Origin of the sequence: Microbispora sp. ATCC PTA-5024 (assembly GCF_000511135.2) — a bacterium.
GTDB lineage: Bacteria > Actinomycetota > Actinomycetes > Streptosporangiales > Streptosporangiaceae > Microbispora > Microbispora corallina.
Map to the genome: position 1 here is coordinate 337444 of NZ_KI866524.1, position 18853 is coordinate 356296.

The following is an 18853-nucleotide window of genomic DNA, read 5'->3' on the forward strand; positions in this document are numbered from 1 at the left end:
CGGCGACGCGCGCGCGAGGCCGCCGCCGCGGGCGCGCATCAGCGACAGCGCCGGGGCCATCCGGTCGGTCAGCAGCCGCGCCGCCAGCGCGACCACCCCGACCGCGACGAGCACGAGCCCGCCGAGCACGACGAGGACCAGCGTCCCGGCGGTCGCCAGCTGCTTGAGGAAGCCGCCGAGCATCAGCGGCAGCGACGTGTGCAGCGTGTAGCTGCTGTGCCCGGAGGACCAGCCGGCGAGGAGCCGGTCGTACCGGTCGACGGCGGCCGCCGCGTCCCCCGCCGTGCCGGCGGTCAGCGCCGTCCTGTCGACGCCGAGCACCCACGTGTAGCGCAGGTCGAGGTCGGGTTTCAGGAACCTCAGCGCGTCCGGGCCGGTGAGCGCGGTGACCCAGAACTGGTCGGAGGTGCCGACGTGCCGGACGTCGACGTGCGTGACCCCGCGGTTGTGGTCCCAGAAGGGGTCCTTCGGGTCGGTGAGCTCGTAGAAGCCGGTGACGCGGGCGGCCAGTGCCCCCTTGGGGCCGAGCAGCAGCGTCGTGCCGACCCGCAGGCCCATCATGGACGCCGCCTCGCGGATCACCCCGACGTCGTACCTGACGACGTCCCGGCCGCCGAGCGTCACGTGGCCGGCGGGCCCGGGGGCGGTCCCCTCGACGTACCTGACCCGGCGGTCGGCGCCGGTCAGCCAGGCGAGGTCGAAGAACTGGCCCGTCCACATGCGCTCCCCGACCCGGCCGGTGACGGGCGTGCCGTAGGTCCAGGCGCCGTGGTGGCCCGTCCCGCCCGGCACCACCACGGCCCGCAGCGCGGGCGGCAGGGCCTTCCGCACCCGCGCGTCGAACGCGGCGAACTGGCCGGGGTCGGTGAGCGGCGGGTCGAGCGGGTGCGCCCGCAGCTCGACGGTGAGGTCGGTGAGGTCGGCGCCGCCTCCGGCGAGCACGCGGCCGAGGGCGCCGTCGTAGGCCCGCTCGAACGCGCGGGGCAGCGCCGCCAGCAGCAGCGCCGCGCTGAAGGCCAGCACGGCGAGCACGGCGGCCGTCCCCCGGTGCGCCCGCAGCAGCGTGAACGGCATCAGTCCTCCCCCATGCGCAGCGCGCGGCCGAGGCCCTGCCGGCGAGCGGCGCGGGCGAGCCCCACCACGACGCAGAACAGCACGGCGGCGACGGCGGCGAGCAGGGCGGCGGTGGGCGCCCATGGGATGTCCAGCACCACCGCCGGCGCGACGGCGCCCGCCTGCCCGGTCAGCACGAGGTGCGGCACCGCCAGCACGGCCACGACGACGGCGAGCACGGTGCCGCCCGCCAGCGACAGCCCGGCGATGAACGCCTGCTCGACGGCGAGCAGCCCGAACAGCTGCCGGTGCGCGACGCCGATGGCGCGCAGCAGGGCGAACTCGGCCCGGCGCTCGCGCGCCGACACGGCGGCGTTGACCAGGAACCCGAGCACCGCGAAGACCAGCGCCGCGAGGAAGCCGAGCACGAGCGCGCCCTGCAGCCCGCTCGCGAGCGGGTCGTCGCGCAGCGCGCGGACGAGCGCCGCCCGGTCGGCCGCGGTCCTTCCCCACTCGGGGTTTCGGCCCAGCTGAGCCACCGCGCGCGAGGTGTCGCCGGCGCGCGTGGACAGCCACCACTCCGAGACCGGGCGCGGGCTGCGCCCGCGGGACAGGTCGAGCGCGGTCAGCGTGGGCAGGTCGGCCAGGACGGCCGGCTGGCCGGCGGACGTCCCCGGCAGCGCGGGGACGACGGCGACGGGCACCACGGGCGTCGGGACGCCGGCGAGGGCCACCGACGCGGTGACGCCCGGGCGCAGGCCGGCCTGTGCGGCGAGATCCGCGGTGACGACGACCGGCAGCGCCTTCACCGAGGAGTCCCCCGGCAGCAGGGCAGGGCGCGGCGCGCCGGTGGCGGGGCCGCCGGCCTCCTGCGGCACGTGGACGGTGAGGGCCGCCGACGTGGCGGGAGACCGCCCCGACGCCGTCCAGGCCGTCCACTCCGCGGGCAGCGGCACGTCCTGCCCGGTGTCGGTGCGCATCGCGTCCACGACCAGCGACGCGTCCGCCGCGCCGTCCGGCAGATCCAGCAGAAGTCCCCGTACGGCGAGGGGCCCGGCGAGCCTGCCCGACCGCCCGGCGGCCCCGGCCAGGTCGTAGCGCACGTCGTGGGCGCCGGGGCGCAGCGGCCCGCCGTCCAGCTCCTGGACCGCGCCGAAGGCGTCGCTCACGACGAGGCGCAGCCGGGCGTCCCCGGCCGCCTTCGCGGTCATCGAGAGCCGCACCTTCAATGACAGCGCCCCCGGGCTGCCCGGGACCGGCACGCCCGCGTACGCGGGGCGCGCGGCGGCGAGCCCGCCGGCGAGGCGGCCCAGTGGGGCGGACGCCAGGTCGGGCCGCCACAGCACGAGGCCGTCGAGCCGCCGGGCGTCCGCGGCCAGCAGGGTCACCCGGGTGCCCGCGACGTCCACATTCTCGCGCTGGACGGGCACGGCCGCCGTGACCCCTGGCAGCGCGGCGTACAACGCGCCCCGGCCGAGCGTGCCCAGACCGGGCGCGTCCACCGGCGCCGTGACCCGGAGGTCGGCGCCCGCCTGGTGGCGCGCCTGGTCCTCCTGTGAGCGGCGCCAGGTCGCGGAGGTGGCCAGCGACACCACCCCGATCGCCACGGCCATGGTGAGCAGCAGCACCGGTCCCGCGTACCGCAGCGGCCTGCGGCTGACCTGCCACGCCCCGAGCGCGGGGGCGAGACCGCGGCGCCGCGAAGTGATCCGCTCGGCGGTCCCGGACACCACCGGCACCAGGCGCAGGCCCAGCATGCCGCCGCACAGCAGCGCGAGCGCCGGGCCCGCCACGATGAGGGGGTCGATCCCCAGCCCGCCCGAGGCGGTGGCGGTGACCGGGCCGCCGTACCGGCCGAGCTGCCACAGGGCGAGCGCCGACACCGCGAGCAGCGCCACGTCGCCGCCCGCCCGCTGGATCGCGCCGCGCCGGTCGCCCCGGCCGCGCGCGGCCTGCTCCTCGACGTAGGTGCGCCGGGCGCCGCGCATCGCGGGCAGCGTGAGCAGCACCGCGCACCCGAGCGCCACCGCGGCGGCGACCAGGAAGGCGGACGCGTCCGGGACCGGCGCCAGCCGCACCCCCGACGCCTGCAGCCACGGGATCGCGTCCACGGCCCGCAGCGCCCACGGCGCGAGCAGCGGCGCGACCACCGCCGCGGGCAGGGCCACCAGCAGCGCCTCGTAACCCGCCAGCAGGGCGAGCCTGGCGCTGCCCGCCCCCCGCGAGCGCAGCAGCGCCACCTCCATCCGCCTGCGGTCGGCCAGCAGCCGGGCCGTCAGCGTCAGCGCGTACGCGGCGAGCAGCAGCACCTGCAGGACCGGGACCAGCATCGTGGAGCGCCCGACCAGCGCGGCCTCGTCGAGCCGGTTCAGGGTGTCGGGCAGGGCGGTGAACACGGCGCACGCCGCGCAGTCGGCCCGCAACCCCGCGCCGAGCGTCGCGACCGAGCCGGCGAGCGGCCGCACCCCGTCGCGGGAGAGATTCCGCAGGTCGGGCACGGCCAGCCAGGTGGCGGACACGTCGGTCGCGAAGCGCTGCCGGAAGGCGTCCGGGGTGACCACGAGCGGACCGTAGGTGGTGTAGTTGCCCCTCTCCACGCCGCGCCGCAGCAGCTCGTCGCCCTCCCACCGCTCGTCGTACGGCTCCCGCAGCTCGAACAGGCCGCTCACCCGCGCCCGCACCGGCTCGTGGCTCAGCCGCCCGACCACCGTGAAGCCGTCGCCGACCCGCAGCCGCATCGCGCGGGCGGCCGGCGGGGAGAGCGCGACCTCCAGCGCGCCGCCGTCACGCGGCCAGGCGCCCGCGACCAGCCGGGCCCGCCCCTCGACGCCCTCGTACGTGGCGAACCTGGTCAGGTCGGGCCGCTCGCGGCGCTCCTGCCCGGGGAGGGCGTACGAGTCGGAGGAGATGGACAGGGACACCTCGGCCGGCCGCCCGCCGTACGCCTGGCGGAGCCGGGCCCGGACGGCGGCGTCGACGCGCCCGAGGTCGCCGGCGGAGACGGGCGCGGTCACGGTGGCCGCGGTCGCGGACAGCGGCGCCACCCGCATCGCGCGCCGCACGCCCGCCTCGGTCACCGCGGAGGCGTACGCGATCAGCGCGACGAGCGCGGTGGTGGCCAGCAGCACCGAGCCGAACGCCCCGAGGAGCAGGAGCGGCTCACCGGCCGCCCGCCGGAACACGAGCGGCACCCGTGCCCCACGCCCCGCAGCCATTCCCGTTCCCCCCTCGGCTCAAGGTGTAGAAGCCTATTCGGGAGGAGATGGACCTTGAAAGGTGGCCCGGGGGAATTCAGACGAGCGTGTGCAGCGACTCCACCGCCCTGACGAGGGGGGCGAGCTCCGGGTTGCGCGCCGCCTCGTCGAGGGCCTCGCGGAGGGCGGCGTCGTTGGTGGGCCGGGCCTTCTCCAGGAGCGCGAGTCCCGCCGGGCTGACGTCCGTGTAGATGCCGCGGCGGTCGGTCGGGCACAGGTAGCGGGTGAGCAGGCCCCGGTCCTCCAGCCTGGTCACCAGCCGGGTCGTCGCGCTCTGGCTGAGCACGACGGCGTCGGCGACCTGCTTCATCTGCAGGTGGCCGCCGGGACCGTCGTGCTGCCGGCTGAGGGTGTTGAGCAGCGAGTACTCCCGCACGCTCAGGCCGTGCCTGCTCTGCAGGGCGCGCTCGATGTAGGCCTCGATCCTCTCGTGCAGCAGGGAGAGCGCGCACCAGCCCTGGGCCAGGGCGGTGAGGGCGGGATCTGTGGCTGTCATCGCGGTCTTCCTCGGTCCGGAGCGTCTGCCTCCAGGATATGCCACGAGCGCAATAGCCCGCGTTTGCAACTACATGCTTACGCAACTATTGTCTGGTCTCGCCAACCGCTCGTGCAATCGATTCGGGGATGTCCACATGCCTCTCGCGCTTCTGGCCCTCGCCAACGGGGCCTTCGGTATCGGGACGACAGAGTTCGTGATCATGGGCCTCTTGCCGCAGGTCGCGGCGGAGTTCGGCGTCTCCGTCCCGACGGCCGGGCTGCTCGTGACGGGGTACGCGCTCGGCGTCGTGGTCGGCGCCCTGCCGATGACCGTGCTGGGCACCCGGCTGTCCCGCAAGCGCATGCTGATGCTGCTCATGGCGCTGTTCGTCGCCGGCAACCTGGTGTCGGCCACGGCGCCGGCCTTCGAGGTGATGCTGGCAGGCCGCGTCATCGCCTCGCTCGCCCACGGCGCGTTCTTCGGCATCGGCTCGGTCGTCGCGGCCGAGCTGGTCGCCCCGGAGAAGAAGGCCGGAGCCATCGCGACCATGTTCACCGGGCTCACGGTCGCCAACGTCGTGGGCGTGCCGCTCGGCACCCTGGTCGGCCAGACCGCCGGGTGGCGCGTCACGTTCGCCATCGTCGCGGCGCTGGGCGTCGCCGGGCTGGCCGGCATCGCCCTGCTGGTCCCCGAGCTGCCCCGGCCCGAGGGCGTGCGGCTGCGGCACGAACTGGCCGCGTTCCGCAACGCGCAGGTGCTGCTGGCGATGGCCATGACCGTGCTCGGCTTCGGCGGGGTGTTCGCGGCCGTCACCTACATCGCGCCGATGGCGACCGGCGTCACCGGCTTCGCGGAGAGCTCGGTCACCTGGCTGCTCGTCCTGTTCGGCCTCGGCATGGTCGCCGGGAACCTGATCGGCGGCAGGCTCGCCGACCGCGCGCTCATGCCGATGCTGTTCGCCTCACTGGGCGCCCTGGCCCTGGTCCTCGCCGCGTTCACGGTGACCGCGCACGGGAAGGCCGCCGCCGCGGTGACGGTCGCCCTGATCGGCGCGCTCGGCTTCGCCACCGTGCCGCCGCTGCAGAAGCGCGTGCTCGACCAGGCGCAGGGCGCCCCCACGCTGGCCTCCGCCGTCAACATCGGCGCCTTCAACCTCGGCAACGCCCTGAGCGCCTGGCTCGGCGGCCTCGTCATCGCGGCCGGCTTCGGCTACACCGCCCCGAACTGGGTGGGCGCCGCGCTCGCCGCCTCCGCCCTCCTACTCGCCGTCCTGTCCGCCGCCCTGGAACGGCGTCCCGCCGCGTCCGCCCCCGCCGTCCCTGTCACGGCCGCTCCGAGGCCCTGACCGGCGCGGCGCCCGGATCGCGCGGGGTCAGGCCGCGCGAGGTCAGGCCGCGCGAGGTCAGGCCCCAGGCGCCCTGGCCGGGGCGGCGGGGGTGGCGATAGCGTGCCCCCATGGCCGAAGGGGCGAGCCCGCAGCTGGCTCAGATCAACGTCGCCCGCCCGCTTCATCCCGCCCACGACCCGCGGCTGGACGAGTTCACCGGCGCGATCGCCCGCATCACCGCCCTCGCCAAGCGCTCGCCGGGGTTCGTCTGGCAGTACGAGACGGCCGACGGCCACTTCCCGACGTCCGACCTGCTCGGCGACCCGCCGGTCATCTTCAACCTGTCCGTCTGGGCCACCTACCAGGACCTGCACGACTTCACCTATCGCAGCCGCCACGGCCACTACCTGAGACGCCGCGCGCAGTGGTTCGCCCCGCTCCCGCCGCCGGCCACCGCCCTCTGGTGGGTCCCGGAGGGGCGCCGCCCCACCGTCGAGGAGGCCGTCGCCCGGCTCGGCCACCTGCGGCGCCACGGCCCGACCCCGCAGGCGTTCACCGTCCGCCGTCGCTTCACCGCCGACGGACGTCCGGACGTCCCCCAGGAGAGCGGACGAGCCGGAGCCGCCGGGCCCTGACGAGGGGGGGCGGACCGCTACAGCCGTCCGCGCGCCTCCTCGACGTGCCGGACGATGCCGTGCGCCCCTGCGGCCTCGGCGACGGAACGCGCCTCGTCCAGCAGGGCCAGCGCCTCGTCGCGGCGGCCCTCCCCGGCCGTGATGTGGGCGAGCCCCACGAGGTTCGCGGCGACGCCCGGCAGGAACCCGAGCTCGCGGCGGATGCGGGTGGACTCCTCCAGCCGTTCCCGCGCCGCGTCGAGGCGGCCGGCCCTGTGCTCCGCGATCCCGAGGTGCCGCAGGGCGTACGACGCCGTCAGGTCGTCGCCCGCCCGCACCGCCTCGCTGCGGGACCGTTCGAGCACCGGGACCGCGGCCGCGTCGTCCCCCCGGACGACCTGGTGGAAGGTCCCCACCCAGAACAGCGCCTCGGCCTCGCCGCGTCCGTTCCCCAGGCCGCGGTACAGCTCGGCCGCGCGCTCGAACATCGCCAGAGCGCGCGGGTCCTCCCGGCCGCTCTGCAGGAACCGGGCGTGCACGACCCGGCCCCGGGCGAGCGCGAGATCCGCCTCGACCTCGTCGAGCACCCGGTCGGCCGCGTCCACGGCGCCGGCGTCCCCGCCGAAGACGGCCTGCTCGTACAGCAGCCTGGCCCGTTCGATTCGATCGTCCATGTCACTCCGTCCACAGGTCGTCGCCGAACCCTAGAAGATCACAACTGCGGCACGTCTCGCCGACGCCTGTGACAGGTGAGACCGCTGTGACGGACCGGACATGGATGATCACAAGCCGGGCACGGTTCGCCCTCACTTGGATGACCGGCGCGGCCACGCCGTCCGCGGGACCGTCCAAGAGCGTGGACGAAGCCTGGGAGGTCCCATGACGAAGCCGGCCATCCGCGCGGCCCTGGTCCTGATCGCGCTGGTGTTCGCCACGGCCTGTGGCGGGAGCCAGGGGAGCACCCCCGCGGGCGGCGCGCAGGCGCCGGATCTCCCCCGGAAGGCCCCCGGCTCCGTCCGGCAGGACGTCACCGGCGGCCAGGCCGCCCCGTCGCCCGTCCAGCCGACCGGACCGCACGGTGCCGAGGAGCCGTCGACCTTCGCGCTGGACGTCGACACGGCCTCCTACGGCTACGCGCGCCGCGCCCTGCTGGAGGGTCGCTGGCCGGAGCCGGGACAGGTCCGCACGGAGGAGTTCGTCAACGCCTTCCGCCAGGACTACGAGGAGCCGGACGACGACGGCTTCGCCGTCCACCTCGACGGGGCGAGGCTGCCGGACAAGGAAACCGCGCTGGTCCGCGTCGGCCTGCAGACCCGCGCCCCGGACGCGTCGGAGCGACGCCCGGTGAGCCTCACCTTCGTGGTGGACGTCTCCGGATCCATGGCCGAGCCCGGCCGGCTCGACCTCGTCCGCCGCGCGCTCCACACGCTCGTCGACCAGCTCGTGCCCGGCGACCAGGTGTCCATCGTGTCGTTCAACGAGCAGGCCCGGGTGATCGCCGGGATGACCCCCCCGGTCACCTCCCGCGCCGCCCTGCACGAGGCGATCGAGAGGCTGAGCGCCGAGGGATCGACCAACGTGTCGGACGGCCTCGACGCCGGCTACCGCCAGGCGGCAGGCGCGTTCCGGGCGGACGCCACCAACCGCGTCATCCTGCTCTCCGACGGCCTGGCCAACACCGGCGAGACCAGCTGGCAGGCGATCCTCGACCGCGTGAGCGCGCAGGCGGGCAAGAAGATCACCCTGTTGTGCGTCGGCGTCGGCCGCGAGTACGGCGACCAGCTGATGGAGCAGCTCGCGGACAAGGGCGACGGCGCCGCCGTGTACGTCTCCACCGAGGACGACGTGCGCACGGTCTTCTCCGAGAAACTCACCACCACCCTCGAGGTGCGCGCCCGGGACGCCAAGGCGCAGGTGGCCTTCGACCCCTCGGCGGTCGAGTCGTACGAGCTGCTCGGTTACGAGGACCGCGCGCTGACCTCGGAGGCGTTCCGCGACGACGCGGTCGACGGCGGCGAGATCGGTCCCGGCCACGCGGTCACCGCGCTCTACCGGGTGCGCCTGCGCCCGGACGCGGGCGGCCGGCTCGCCACGGCGACGGTGCGCTGGCTGGACCCCGACAGCCGGCAGCCGGCCGAGGCCGTCAGGAGCGTCGACGTGTCCGCCCTGTCCCCGGCCCTCTGGGAGGACGCTCCGGTCCGCCTCCAGGTCGACGCGGTGGCCGCCGGCTTCGCCGAGCACCTGCGCGGCCGCTGGTCCGGCGGCGGCGCGACCTGGAGCCTCGCCGAGCTCGCCGACGAGGCCACCCATCTGTCCGCGCAGACGGAGGATCCCGCCGTGGCGGAGCTGGCCGCGCTGCTGGGCCGGGCCCGCGACCTGGGCTGACGCGGCACCGGCGAGGGCGCGGCTACCGCGTGACGCCGAGCGTCGCGATCAGGTCCTCGTGGAGCTCGAACCAGACCCGGTGACACGAGTCGACGTCGACGCCGGTGATCCACGCCGGATCACGGGCCGCCCGGGCCAGCGCGGCGGCGAACCGGTCGTGGTAGCCGGCGAACCGGCCCAGGGACGCGGCCAGGGGCCGTTCGAGGTCGCGCAGCTCGCCGGCGAGGCCGGCAAGGTCGCCGAAGACGTCCGTGGCGCCGCCGGACCCCAGCTGCCACGCGGTGAAAAGCTGCGACGCTCGTCCGTTGAGAGGAAGGAACCGATCGTGGACGGCGGCGACGGTCGCGCGGGCGCCCGCGCGGTCGAGCTCGTCGCGGAGCCGGGCCTCGTTGTGCCGGTACCCGGTCTCGGTGAGCGACCACCCGGCCGTATCGGCGAAGGAGGATCTGCTGACCCAGCCGTACGCCTGGGCGTCGAGGAGGTCCTCTTGGGTTCGCTCGGTGTCGAGGCCGAACCGGGCGGCGACGGCGGCCGTGTCGGCGAACCCCTTCAGCCGTACCGCGTGGAGCACCAGCAGGTCGGCGGGAGACGAGTGGGCCATCAGACGCATCCTCCGGTGACGGTGCCGGCGGTGCCGTCGACGGTGACGGGCGCGCCGTCGGTCACGCTGCTCATGGCCTCGTGGGCGCCGACGACGGCGGGGATCCCGAACTCCCGCGCGACGATCGCCGCGTGGCTGAGGACGCCGCCGCTCTCGGTGACGACGCCGGCGGCGAGGCGGAACAGCGGGGTCCAGGCCGGGTCGGTGGTCCGGCACACGAGGACGTCGCCGCGCCGGACGCGGGCGAACTCGTCGACCGAACGCACGACGCGTGCCGGTCCCCGCGCCCGCCCGGGACTGCTGGGCACACCCGTGACCAGCGGACGAGCCGGGTCCCGGCCGTCCACGGCGGCCGGGACGCCGACGGCGGTGATCGGGCGTGCCTGCAGCAGCCAGAGCCGGTCGTCGCGCGCCGCCCACTCGACGTCCTGGGGGCGGCCGAAGAGGTCCTCGCACCGCCGGCCGAGCGCGACGAGCCGGCGCACCTCCCCGGGTGTCACGCAGCCCCGGGTACGGTCCGGTTCGGGGACGGGCGAGCGAACCAGCCCGTCCTCGCGCAGGTCGAGCCGGGTCCGCTTGGACCCCACGGTGAGCCGGACCGTGTCCGCCGGCGGGGTCACGACGACCTCGTCGGGGACCACGGCGCCGGAGACGACGGACTCCCCGAGGCCCCAGGACGCGTTGATCACCACAGCGTCGGCGCCGGTGCGGGGGTCGCGCGTGAACAGCACCCCCGCCCGGTCGGCCTCGACGAGCTCCTGCACGAGCACCAGCGCGGCGGGCTCGTCGTCGAGGCCGAGGTGTGCCCGGTAACCGCGCGCCCTGTCCGTGGACGACGAAGCGGCGCAGGCCCGGATCGCGGCCATGACCTCGTCCAGGCCCCGGGAGCCGAGGACGGTGTGCAACTGCCCGGCGAAGGACGCCGTCGCGGAGTCCTCGGCGAGCCCCGACGACCGTACGGCGACCGCCCGGCCGCGCAGCCGGCACAGGTGCTCGGCGACCAGCCGGGGGTCGACGTCCCGGACGGTGACGACGAACCCGTCCGGGACGGGAAGGCCGGCGCGCAGCAGGACGGCGAGCCCGTGGGCCTTGCCGCCGCACTCGGGGCCCGCGTTCATGAGCGGGACGACGCTCACGGACCGTCGTCCCCGTCGAGCCGGGCCAGCACGCGCTCGTGCCGCTGCTGCGCCGCCTGGGCGGACCGCAGGCCCAGCGGCCGCGCGATCTGGGCCCAGGTCAGGCCCTCGGCGCGGGCGACGAACAGCAGGCCCGCCTCGATCTGGTCGAGCTCGGCGCGGGCGGCGGCCAGCAGCGCGATCGCCGCCAGCAGATCGTCGGGCAGCTCCAGCGCCCCCCGGTCGGTTGCGGCTCGCCACAACGCCTGGCGGATCAGCGTGACCGCGTCGTGCGGCTGGCCGTCGGCCAGCCACGGCAGTCGAGGCAGATCGTCGCCGCCGCGTGTGGTCAACCGGTCTCGCGCCCACCGTTCGAGGGCGCCCGCCGCCTGGTCGTCCGATCCTTCACGCACGTCGCCAGCGTGTCCTTTCAACAACCTGTTTGTCAACAAGCCGTTGAATTTCGGGGCGGCGCGCTAAGCCGGGCGGGCCGCGGGGTCGACGCCCAGCGCGCTGAAGCGCATGGCCAGGTCCTCGACCCACTCCGGCGGTGTCCGGTGGTCCGCCAGCGGGATGCCGGCCTCGGCCCGCCACAGCGCATCGCCGAGCGCGGTGCGCAGATGCCAGGCCATGACCCGGGCGGCGGACAGCGGCCGACCGGTGATCCGCCGGTACTCACGCATGACCGCCGTCAGCAGCTCGAGGCCGGGGCCCATCCCGGGGCCCGGAAAGGTACGCAGGTCGTACTCCGGCTCGGCGGCTCCGGCGGTCTCGAAGTCCACCACCAGCCGCAGCCGGTCACCGTCCCACACCTGGTTGTCACCGTGCAGATCGCCGTGCACCAGCACCGCCGGGCCGGGGCGGGCCAGGACCGCGTCGGCCCAGTCGCACCAGCGCATAACCTCGCGACGCTGATCGGGCCGAATCCAGCGCGCGAACCGGTCGCGCAACGCCGCGGTCGTGGCCGGCGGCAGTTGTGCACCGTCGATCCTGCCGACCGCGTCCTCGGCGCGCGCGAGCGCCGCCGGGTCGTGCAGGGCCGCGAGGAAGCACGCGAGCTGCCCGCCGGCGCGGTCGCGGTCGATCGAGCCGGCGACCTCGAACAGGGACCTCCCCGGCACGCGCCTGGTGACCAGCAGCAGCGGGTCCATGGCGCAGGCGACCACCTCGGGCAGGAACGGCACCCGCGGTACGCGCGCGAGCGCGGTCACGATGCGGATCTCGCGCGCCAGGCGCAGGGCGGCAGGGCGCGACCACGCGAACTTCGCGATGAACCGCTCACCGACGACCGCGCTGGACGACTGCCACAGGGGGTCCTCCTCGCCGGCCGCCCCGGGAAGCCTGATGGAGCATCCGGCAAGCTCCGGCGCCACGACCCGCAGCGCCTCACCGAGCGCCTCGGCGGAGCACCCGTCCAGCCACCTCATTTCGGGACCCCGGCCACGTCAGAGACAGTAGGGCGGCAGACACCTGCTGCCAAGCGCCCTCCCGCCCGCCGCCAGGACCTCCAGGGTCAAGCGGGCACGGGCCTCGGCGCTGCGGACCGTCGTGCGTACACCTCGATCTCAATCTTCATGCGGGAATCGGCCAGGCCGCACACCAGCATCGTCGCGGCCGGGCGGATGTCGCCGAAGCAGCGGCGCAGGGCCGGCCAGCACGGCTGGAAGTCCTCACGATCGGGCACCAGGTATCTGACCCGGACGACGTCGGCGAACGAGCAGCCCGCCTCGGCCAGCGCCGATTCGACGTTGCGCAGGCACTGCTCGGCCTGCTCGACCACGTCGTCGGAGATCGTCATGGTCGCGTAGTCGAACCCGGTCGTCCCGGACACATGCACCCAGTCGCCGTCGATCACCGCTCGCGCGTAGCCGATCTCCTCTTCGAAGGTGGATCCACTCACGATCACGCGTCGTTCTGTCATGCGGCGAAAGGTAGGCAAGCGGCAGCGATATGTCCAATACCTCATCGAGGGTCATCTGATATCTCTGAAGGTATGGACCGTCCCGAGCTCAGCCTCCAGCAGCTTCACGCCTTTGCGGTCCTCTCCGAGGAACTCCACTTCGGGCGCGCCGCGGAGCGGCTGGGCATCGCGCAACCGCCGCTCAGCCAGCAGATCCGCCGCCTGGAGGCGAAGGTCGGGCACCCGCTGTTCACACGAGGACCCGGCGCGGTCGCCCTCACCGCGGCAGGGCGCCAACTCCTGCCCGCCGCTCGGCGCGCACTCGACGAGATCGCCGCCGGCCTGGACACGGCCCGGCGCATCGGCGGCGGTGAGGCCGGTCTGATCCGGATCGGCTTCGCCGCATCGCTTGCGCTGACCGTCCTGCCGGGCTTGTTGCACGCCTACCGCGATCGGTTTCCCCAGGTGGAGATGGAGATCCGTGAGATGACCACGGTGCCGCAGGTGGCCGCTCTGCACGAGCAGGTGATCGACGTCGGGCTCCTGCGCGAGCCGCCGGACGAGCCGGGGCTGGCGACCGAGACGATCGTGTCCGAGGAGTTCGTCGCGGTCCTGCCGGCCGCCCACCCCCTTGCGGCCCAGCGCGTCCTGCCGATCAAAGCACTCGCGGACGAACCGTTCGTGCTGCTGCCTCGCAGTGCCGGACCGATGTTCCACGACCGGATCCTCGACGTGTGCCGCAGTGCGGGTTTCGAACCCCGCCTCGGCCAGCAGGCGGTCGAATGGCAGACGGTCTGCGCGCTCGTCGAGGCAGGACTGGGAGTGTCACTCGGCCCTGCGAGCATTCGCCGGATCCGCCTCGACGGTGTCGCATACCGCCGGATCGAACCGAACAGCGCACGCACCACCGTCGCGGTGGCCTGGCGTCACGACGACCAGAACCCGCTGGTCACGCGATTCCTGGAGATCGCCCGCAGCGAACCCTGAACCTCCTCCGCCCTCTCCGCACATCGGCCGGGCGCCGTCCACGTACTCCGGAGGCTTGGTGCCTGCCGGTTTCCCGGCCAAAGATGGGATGACTCCCCGCGCGGCACGTCGCGCCCACGGATGCACGGGAAAGCAACCGACAGTAGGCGCACCCCTCGCCGTCGCCCGGCGCTCACCCTCCCTGCCGATGAAAGTTTCAGCAAGATACGGCAAGAGTCGTCGGCCGTCCTGCCGACCGGGCCATGTTACGGGGCGCTCACAATTGTTTCTTGACCCAAGACATCAGACGTCATACGTTGCACGAAACCGAGCCCATTCATGGGATGTCCTCCAGACACACACCACAAGTGTTCCTGCCTTCGGAGGCACCCCTTTTCACCCGCATCAGCGGCGTCCCCGTCGGACGGCGGCCGTACCGCGGCGGCGGACCAGCCGGGGCGGCACAGCCGAGAAGCATCACCCCCGAACGCGCCATCAGGAGCTCCATGAGCGTGCCGCTGAACCGCCGACGCTTCATCTCCACCACGGCGGCGACCGTCGGCGCCGCCGCGCTTCCTTCGGCGATGTCCGCTGACCGGGCGGCCGCCGCCGTGCCGCCGCAGGCGACGCTGCCGCAACGCGGCATCTACGACACGGCCCCCGCCGCGAGTTGGACCGATGCCTTCCTGACCGGCAACGGCGAGTACGGGGCCATGCTCTATGGCGCGCCCACCTTGGAGAAGCTCGTCTTCACGCATCATCGGTTCGTGACGCCCAACGGCACCCGTAACCTGACCCCGCCGGTGCTCTCGGGCCGGTTGGCGGGCGTCAGGGACAAGGCGCTCGCCGGTGACTTCAACGGTGCCACCGGCGACTTCACCTCCGGCTGGTCGCTGCGCTGGACCCAGACCTTCCATCCGGGCTATGAGCTGCAGCTCAGCACTCCGGGGATGACGACGGTCGGCAACTACGCCCGGATCACCGATTTCAGGACCGGTGAGGTCACCTCGACGTGGACCGACGGCTATGGTGCGTGGACGCGCCGGGCTTTCGCCTCCCGAGCCGACCGGGTGATCGTCCACGAACTGACTCCGGCGCCGGGCCGGACGATCGACACCACGCTGAGCGTCAACACGGCCCTGAGCGGCGTGCCGGGGTCCGTCGGCTTCACCACCCTGGCCACGGTCGGCAACGGTGACGGCTACCTGAATCTGCGGGGCACATACCCCGCCGGGCAGGGAGCGTTCGGCTATGAGGGCGTCACCCGGGTGGTCGCGACCGGGGGTTCGGTACGGGTGAGCGGGTCGTCCCTCGTCGTGGCCTCGGCGACCAAGCTCGTGCTGCTGACCAAACTCGACCGCTACGAGTCGTCCACGGCGTGGGACGCGAAACCGCTGCACACGTCGCTGGCCGCGCTGAGCGCCGACTACGCGACCCTGCTCACGCGGCACACCGCCCTGCACACCCCGCTGTACGACCGTTCACGCATCGACCTGAACGTCGGCGCCGCGGACCGGCGACTGCCGACCAGCGAACTGATCGCCCGGCAGAACGCCAACCGCAACGTCATCGACCTCGCGCTGCTGGAGCGGATGTACGACTCCGGCCGCTACCTGTTCCTCAGTTCCAGCGGCGTCCTGCCACCGCGGCTGACCGGCCTGTGGACGGGCGCCTGGGACGCGGCGTGGGCCGGCGACTTCACCACCGACGCCAACGTCAACTTCCAGGTCGCCGCCGGCAACATCCTGTCCCTCACCGAAGCCATGGACGGGTACTTCACCCTGATCCTCGGCCAGATCAACGATTGGCGCACCAACGCGAGAAACCTCTACGGCACCCGCGGCCTGCTGGCTCCCTCCCGGACGGACGGCGAGTACGGCACGATGCTGCACTTCGACGGCGGGTTCCCCGGCCACACCTGGATCGGCGGCGCCGACTGGCTGCTCTATCCGCTGCTCGAGTACTACCAGGTCAGCGGGGACGCCGCCTTCTACCGCACCAAGCTCGCCCCGGTGCTGATCGAACTCGCGTCGTTCTACGAGGACTTCCTCACCCGCACCGACGCCAACGGCAAGGTCGTCTTCGTGCCGTGCTTCTCCATGGAGAACAGCCCCGGCAACACGGGCAGGCAACTGTCGATCAATGCGACCGGCGAGATCGCCGCAGGCAAGCACGCGCTGCAGGCCGCCATCGACGCCGCCGGCTTCCTCGGCATCGAGCAGGGCCCAGGCCAGGGCGTGCAGCGCTGGACCGCCTTGCTGGCCAGGATGCCCGACTATCGGATCAACGGCGACGGGGCGCTCGCGGAATGGTCGTGGCCCAGCCTGACCGACCGGTACAACCACCGGCACGTCCAGCACATGTACCCGGTCTGGCCGCTGCACGAGATCAACCCCGAGGACGAACCCGGCCTGATCCGCTACGCGAGCCGCGCCCTGGATCTGCGGGGGGACGAGGGAGGGGAGGCCCACGGCGCCATCCACCGCAGCCTCGCCCGAGCCCGGCTCAAGGACGGCGCCGGCGTGTACGGCAACCTGCGGAAGATCCTGGGCAACAACATGATCTTCCGGTCGCTGATGACCTCGCACAACCCGAACCTGTCGATCTACAACGCCGACGCCGCCAACTCGCTGCCCGCGATTCTCGCCGAGGCGGTGATCTACACCAGGCCCGGCATCCTGGAGTTGCTGCCCGCGCTGCCCGATCAGCTCGCCAAGGGCACGATCACCGGTGTGCGTGGCCGCAACCGCATCCGCATCGAGTCGTTCACCTGGGACATCGGCGCCCGGACCGCCACCGCCACCGTCGTCTCCGACGTCACCCAGACCGTGACGCTCATCTGCCGGCGCGGGATCGCCGCTGTCACCACCAGCGCAGGCGTCGCCGCCTCGCCGTTAGGCGGCCATGCCCGACAGGTGTCACTGACCGCGGGCACGACGACCCAGATCACCGTCGAACTGGGCGGCGGCGGCCCGTCCCCCGGCGTCGTCCGCCTGGTCAACCGCAACAGCGGCAAGGTGCTGGACGTCTACGGGGGCTCCACCGCCGACGGCGCCGCCGTCGTCCAGTGGCCCTGGAGCGGCGGGGCCAACCAGCAGTGGCGGCTGTCGCAGAACTCCGACGGCTCCTTCCGGCTGACCGGTGTCGGCAGCGGCAAGGCCCTCAGCAGCCCGAACGCCAATCAGGGCACCACCCTTGTCCAGATGACCGACACCAACGGCACGAACCAGCGGTGGAAATTCGTCCCCGGGGCCACGAGCGGCTACTACCGGCTCGTCAACGTGGGCGACGGGCTGTGCGCGGACGTCGAAGCCGGCTCCACGGCCGACGGCGCCCGGATCATCCAATGGCCCGAGAACGGCGGCGCCAACCAGGAATGGCAGATCGTCGCCGTGTGACACCGACGACGTGGCCGTGGCCCTCCGATCGATGTCCGCACCTGCACGGAAAAGTCCCTCCGCCCGCGCAATGGCACACCCCCATGAGTTCTGCCCGGCGGGGTGATCTCCTGCTCGGAACCACAGAAAGGAAACAGAGCGTGAAGTCAGCCCTGTCCACCATCGGGAAGGGGTTAGCAGCGCTCGCGGTGTTCGTCGCCGCTGTGGCGCTGCCGGCCCTCTCAAGTAGTATCCCGGCCTCGGCGGCGACCCAGGCAACCTACTACGTCGCCCCCGACGGCGACGACGCCAACCCTGGGACGATCACGTCACCGTTCAAAACCCTGCAGCACGCGAGGGACGTCGTCCGCACGGTGAACGCCACCATGACAGGCGACATCTACGTGTACCTCCGCGGGGGAAACTATCCGGTCAGCAGCACAATCGACTTCACTCCGGCCGACTCCGGCACGAATGGCTACCGGGTCATATACGCCGCGTACCAGAACGAGACGCCGATCCTCAACGGAGGCGTCCAGGTAACCGGATGGACGCAGCACAGCGGCAACATCTGGAAAGCGCCGCTGAATCGCAGCAACAAGCTCCGGGCGCTCTATGTCAACGACAAGCGGGCGTACATGGCTTCCAAGACGATGAACTCACTGGGGTGCTACGGAACCTACACCGTCACGGCGGGGCAGGCGTCCTGGGCGTGGGAATCGGGTTCGCAGTGCGCGGGGGCGAAGTACAGTCTGAGCGATTTTCCCGCCATCGCCGCCAATCAGGACGACATCGAAATAGAGACGTCGACGACCTGGACCACGGCCATCGTGGGAGTCAAGCAGGTCACCTCTGACGGCTCGAACCGCATCGCCCAGTTCCAGCAGCCCGGTGCGGCCATCGCCCAGGGCGCCTTCAACGGGAACGCCCAGGTCGGCGGCACCCACAAGGTCATGAACGCCTACGAGTTCCTGGACACGCCGGGCGAGTTCTACTTCGACAAGTCGAGCAAGACCTTGTACTACTACAAGGCGATCTCGGAAGACATGTCGACCGCGACGGTCTTCGCGCCGAACAACGTGTCCACCCTTCTCCGGGTCGCCGGCACCTCCACGAGCAGTCGAGTCCGGAACATCACCTTCTCCGGCCTCACGGTCGAGCACTCCGACTGGAACCTGTTCAACGTGGCCGGCTCCGTGTTCAAGCAGGCCCAGCAGGGCAACCTCGGCGCGATCGCCTACGCCAAGCAGAACTTCCACGCCTACTACTACCGCAACGTCGACGTGGCGCCCGGCGCCATCCAGATCGAGAACGCCGACGGGCTCGTCCTGCAGGGCAACCGGATTCAGCACACCGGCGTCGACGGAATCAACATGGTCAACGACGTGGTGAACACCCAGGTGATCGGCAACTACACGAACGACATCGCCGGATCCGCGATCACCGTGGGCCATCCCCAGAACGTCTACATCGGGGACTACACCTCGACGAATCACGAGAAGTATCCCGTGGGGGTCGAAGGAGCGCCGAAGAACATCGACATCAAGAACAACTACATCTACGACAGCGCCGTTTTGTTCAACGGGCACAGCCCCATCTCGGCGTACTTCGCCGACACGTTGACCATCCAGCACAATCGCATCGAAAAAGCCCCGTGGTCCGGTATCACGCTCGGCTGGGGGTGGTGGAACTTCGACGGATCGTCAGGCTCGATCCAGCCCAACCGGCCGACCACCACGGCGAAGAACAACACCATCAGCTACAACCAGATCATCGACACGGT

At 72.8% G+C, this 18853-nt stretch carries 15 protein-coding genes; 6 read left to right on the forward strand and 9 right to left on the reverse strand.

Annotation, left to right across the window (positions count from 1 at the left end; all coding sequences use genetic code 11):
• The 3 genes from MPTA5024_RS42455 to MPTA5024_RS22270 all read right to left on the reverse strand — a co-directional run.
• On the reverse strand, positions 1-1074 hold a 1074-nt coding region (locus tag MPTA5024_RS42455), incomplete at its 3' end, for a hypothetical protein (protein WP_198167327.1).
• Positions 1074-4268: an FtsX-like permease family protein gene (locus MPTA5024_RS22265; RefSeq protein WP_084369912.1), complete on the reverse strand. Its 3195-nt coding sequence runs from the start codon at positions 4266-4268 to the stop codon at positions 1074-1076. The genes MPTA5024_RS42455 and MPTA5024_RS22265, both read right to left, overlap by 1 nt.
• 76 nt (positions 4269-4344) lie before the next feature.
• Positions 4345-4803 carry a MarR family winged helix-turn-helix transcriptional regulator gene (locus tag MPTA5024_RS22270; protein ID WP_036327656.1) on the reverse strand — a complete coding sequence of 153 codons (459 nt, stop codon included), beginning with the start codon at positions 4801-4803 and terminating at the stop codon, positions 4345-4347.
• A 136-nt stretch (positions 4804-4939) separates the two neighbouring features.
• Here MPTA5024_RS22270 and MPTA5024_RS22275 point away from each other — a divergent pair, with 136 nt between their 5' ends.
• The gene (locus MPTA5024_RS22275) at positions 4940-6130 is read left to right on the forward strand and encodes an MFS transporter (protein ID WP_036327660.1); all 1191 of its coding nucleotides are present in this window, start codon (positions 4940-4942) and stop codon (positions 6128-6130) included.
• A gap of 110 nt (positions 6131-6240) precedes the next feature.
• The gene (locus tag MPTA5024_RS22280; protein ID WP_051458510.1) at positions 6241-6747 is read left to right on the forward strand and encodes a DUF3291 domain-containing protein; all 507 of its coding nucleotides are present in this window, start codon (positions 6241-6243) and stop codon (positions 6745-6747) included.
• A 17-nt stretch (positions 6748-6764) separates the two neighbouring features.
• On the opposite strand, the gene MPTA5024_RS22285 is transcribed toward MPTA5024_RS22280, so the two are convergent.
• Entirely contained in the window at positions 6765-7400 is a 636-nt protein-coding gene (locus MPTA5024_RS22285; RefSeq protein ID WP_036327662.1) for a tetratricopeptide repeat protein, read from the reverse strand.
• A 205-nt stretch (positions 7401-7605) separates the two neighbouring features.
• On the opposite strand from MPTA5024_RS22285, the gene MPTA5024_RS22290 reads away from it, so the two are divergent.
• Positions 7606-9111, forward strand: coding sequence for a vWA domain-containing protein (locus tag MPTA5024_RS22290; protein ID WP_036327664.1), 1506 nt, complete (start codon positions 7606-7608; stop codon positions 9109-9111).
• A gap of 22 nt (positions 9112-9133) precedes the next feature.
• Here the strand turns inward: MPTA5024_RS22290 and MPTA5024_RS22295 are convergent, their stop codons facing one another.
• The 5 genes from MPTA5024_RS22295 to MPTA5024_RS22315 all read right to left on the reverse strand — a co-directional run bounded on the left by MPTA5024_RS22295 (position 9134) and on the right by MPTA5024_RS22315 (position 12748).
• A complete protein-coding gene (locus MPTA5024_RS22295; protein ID WP_036327666.1) occupies positions 9134-9712 on the reverse strand; it encodes a hypothetical protein in 579 nt (192 codons plus the stop codon).
• Entirely contained in the window at positions 9712-10848 is a 1137-nt protein-coding gene (locus MPTA5024_RS22300; RefSeq protein ID WP_232326595.1) for a PEP/pyruvate-binding domain-containing protein, read from the reverse strand. The genes MPTA5024_RS22295 and MPTA5024_RS22300 overlap by 1 nt, the downstream gene beginning before the upstream one ends.
• Positions 10845-11240 (reverse strand): DNA-binding protein, encoded by a 396-nt coding sequence (locus tag MPTA5024_RS22305; protein WP_232326596.1) that lies wholly within the window; start codon positions 11238-11240, stop codon positions 10845-10847. The genes MPTA5024_RS22300 and MPTA5024_RS22305 overlap by 4 nt, the downstream gene beginning before the upstream one ends.
• A gap of 63 nt (positions 11241-11303) precedes the next feature.
• Positions 11304-12254: a phosphotransferase family protein gene (locus MPTA5024_RS22310; protein WP_036327669.1), complete on the reverse strand. Its 951-nt coding sequence runs from the start codon at positions 12252-12254 to the stop codon at positions 11304-11306.
• Between the two features lie 86 nt (positions 12255-12340).
• Complete coding sequence (locus MPTA5024_RS22315) at positions 12341-12748, reverse strand: RidA family protein (protein ID WP_036327672.1); 408 nt, start codon at positions 12746-12748, stop codon at positions 12341-12343.
• A 72-nt stretch (positions 12749-12820) separates the two neighbouring features.
• Between MPTA5024_RS22315 and MPTA5024_RS22320 the strand changes: the two genes are divergently transcribed.
• The 3 genes from MPTA5024_RS22320 to MPTA5024_RS42460 all read left to right on the forward strand — a co-directional run.
• On the forward strand, positions 12821-13714 hold the full coding sequence (locus MPTA5024_RS22320; RefSeq protein WP_036327674.1) for a LysR family transcriptional regulator: 894 nt from the start codon (positions 12821-12823) through the stop codon (positions 13712-13714).
• Between the two features lie 485 nt (positions 13715-14199).
• Positions 14200-17091, forward strand: a complete 2892-nt coding sequence (locus MPTA5024_RS22325) for a glycosyl hydrolase family 95 catalytic domain-containing protein (protein WP_036327676.1) — start codon at positions 14200-14202, stop codon at positions 17089-17091.
• A 140-nt stretch (positions 17092-17231) separates the two neighbouring features.
• Positions 17232-18853 (forward strand): right-handed parallel beta-helix repeat-containing protein (locus tag MPTA5024_RS42460; protein ID WP_036327677.1); only part of this gene is annotated, 1622 nt, incomplete at its 3' end.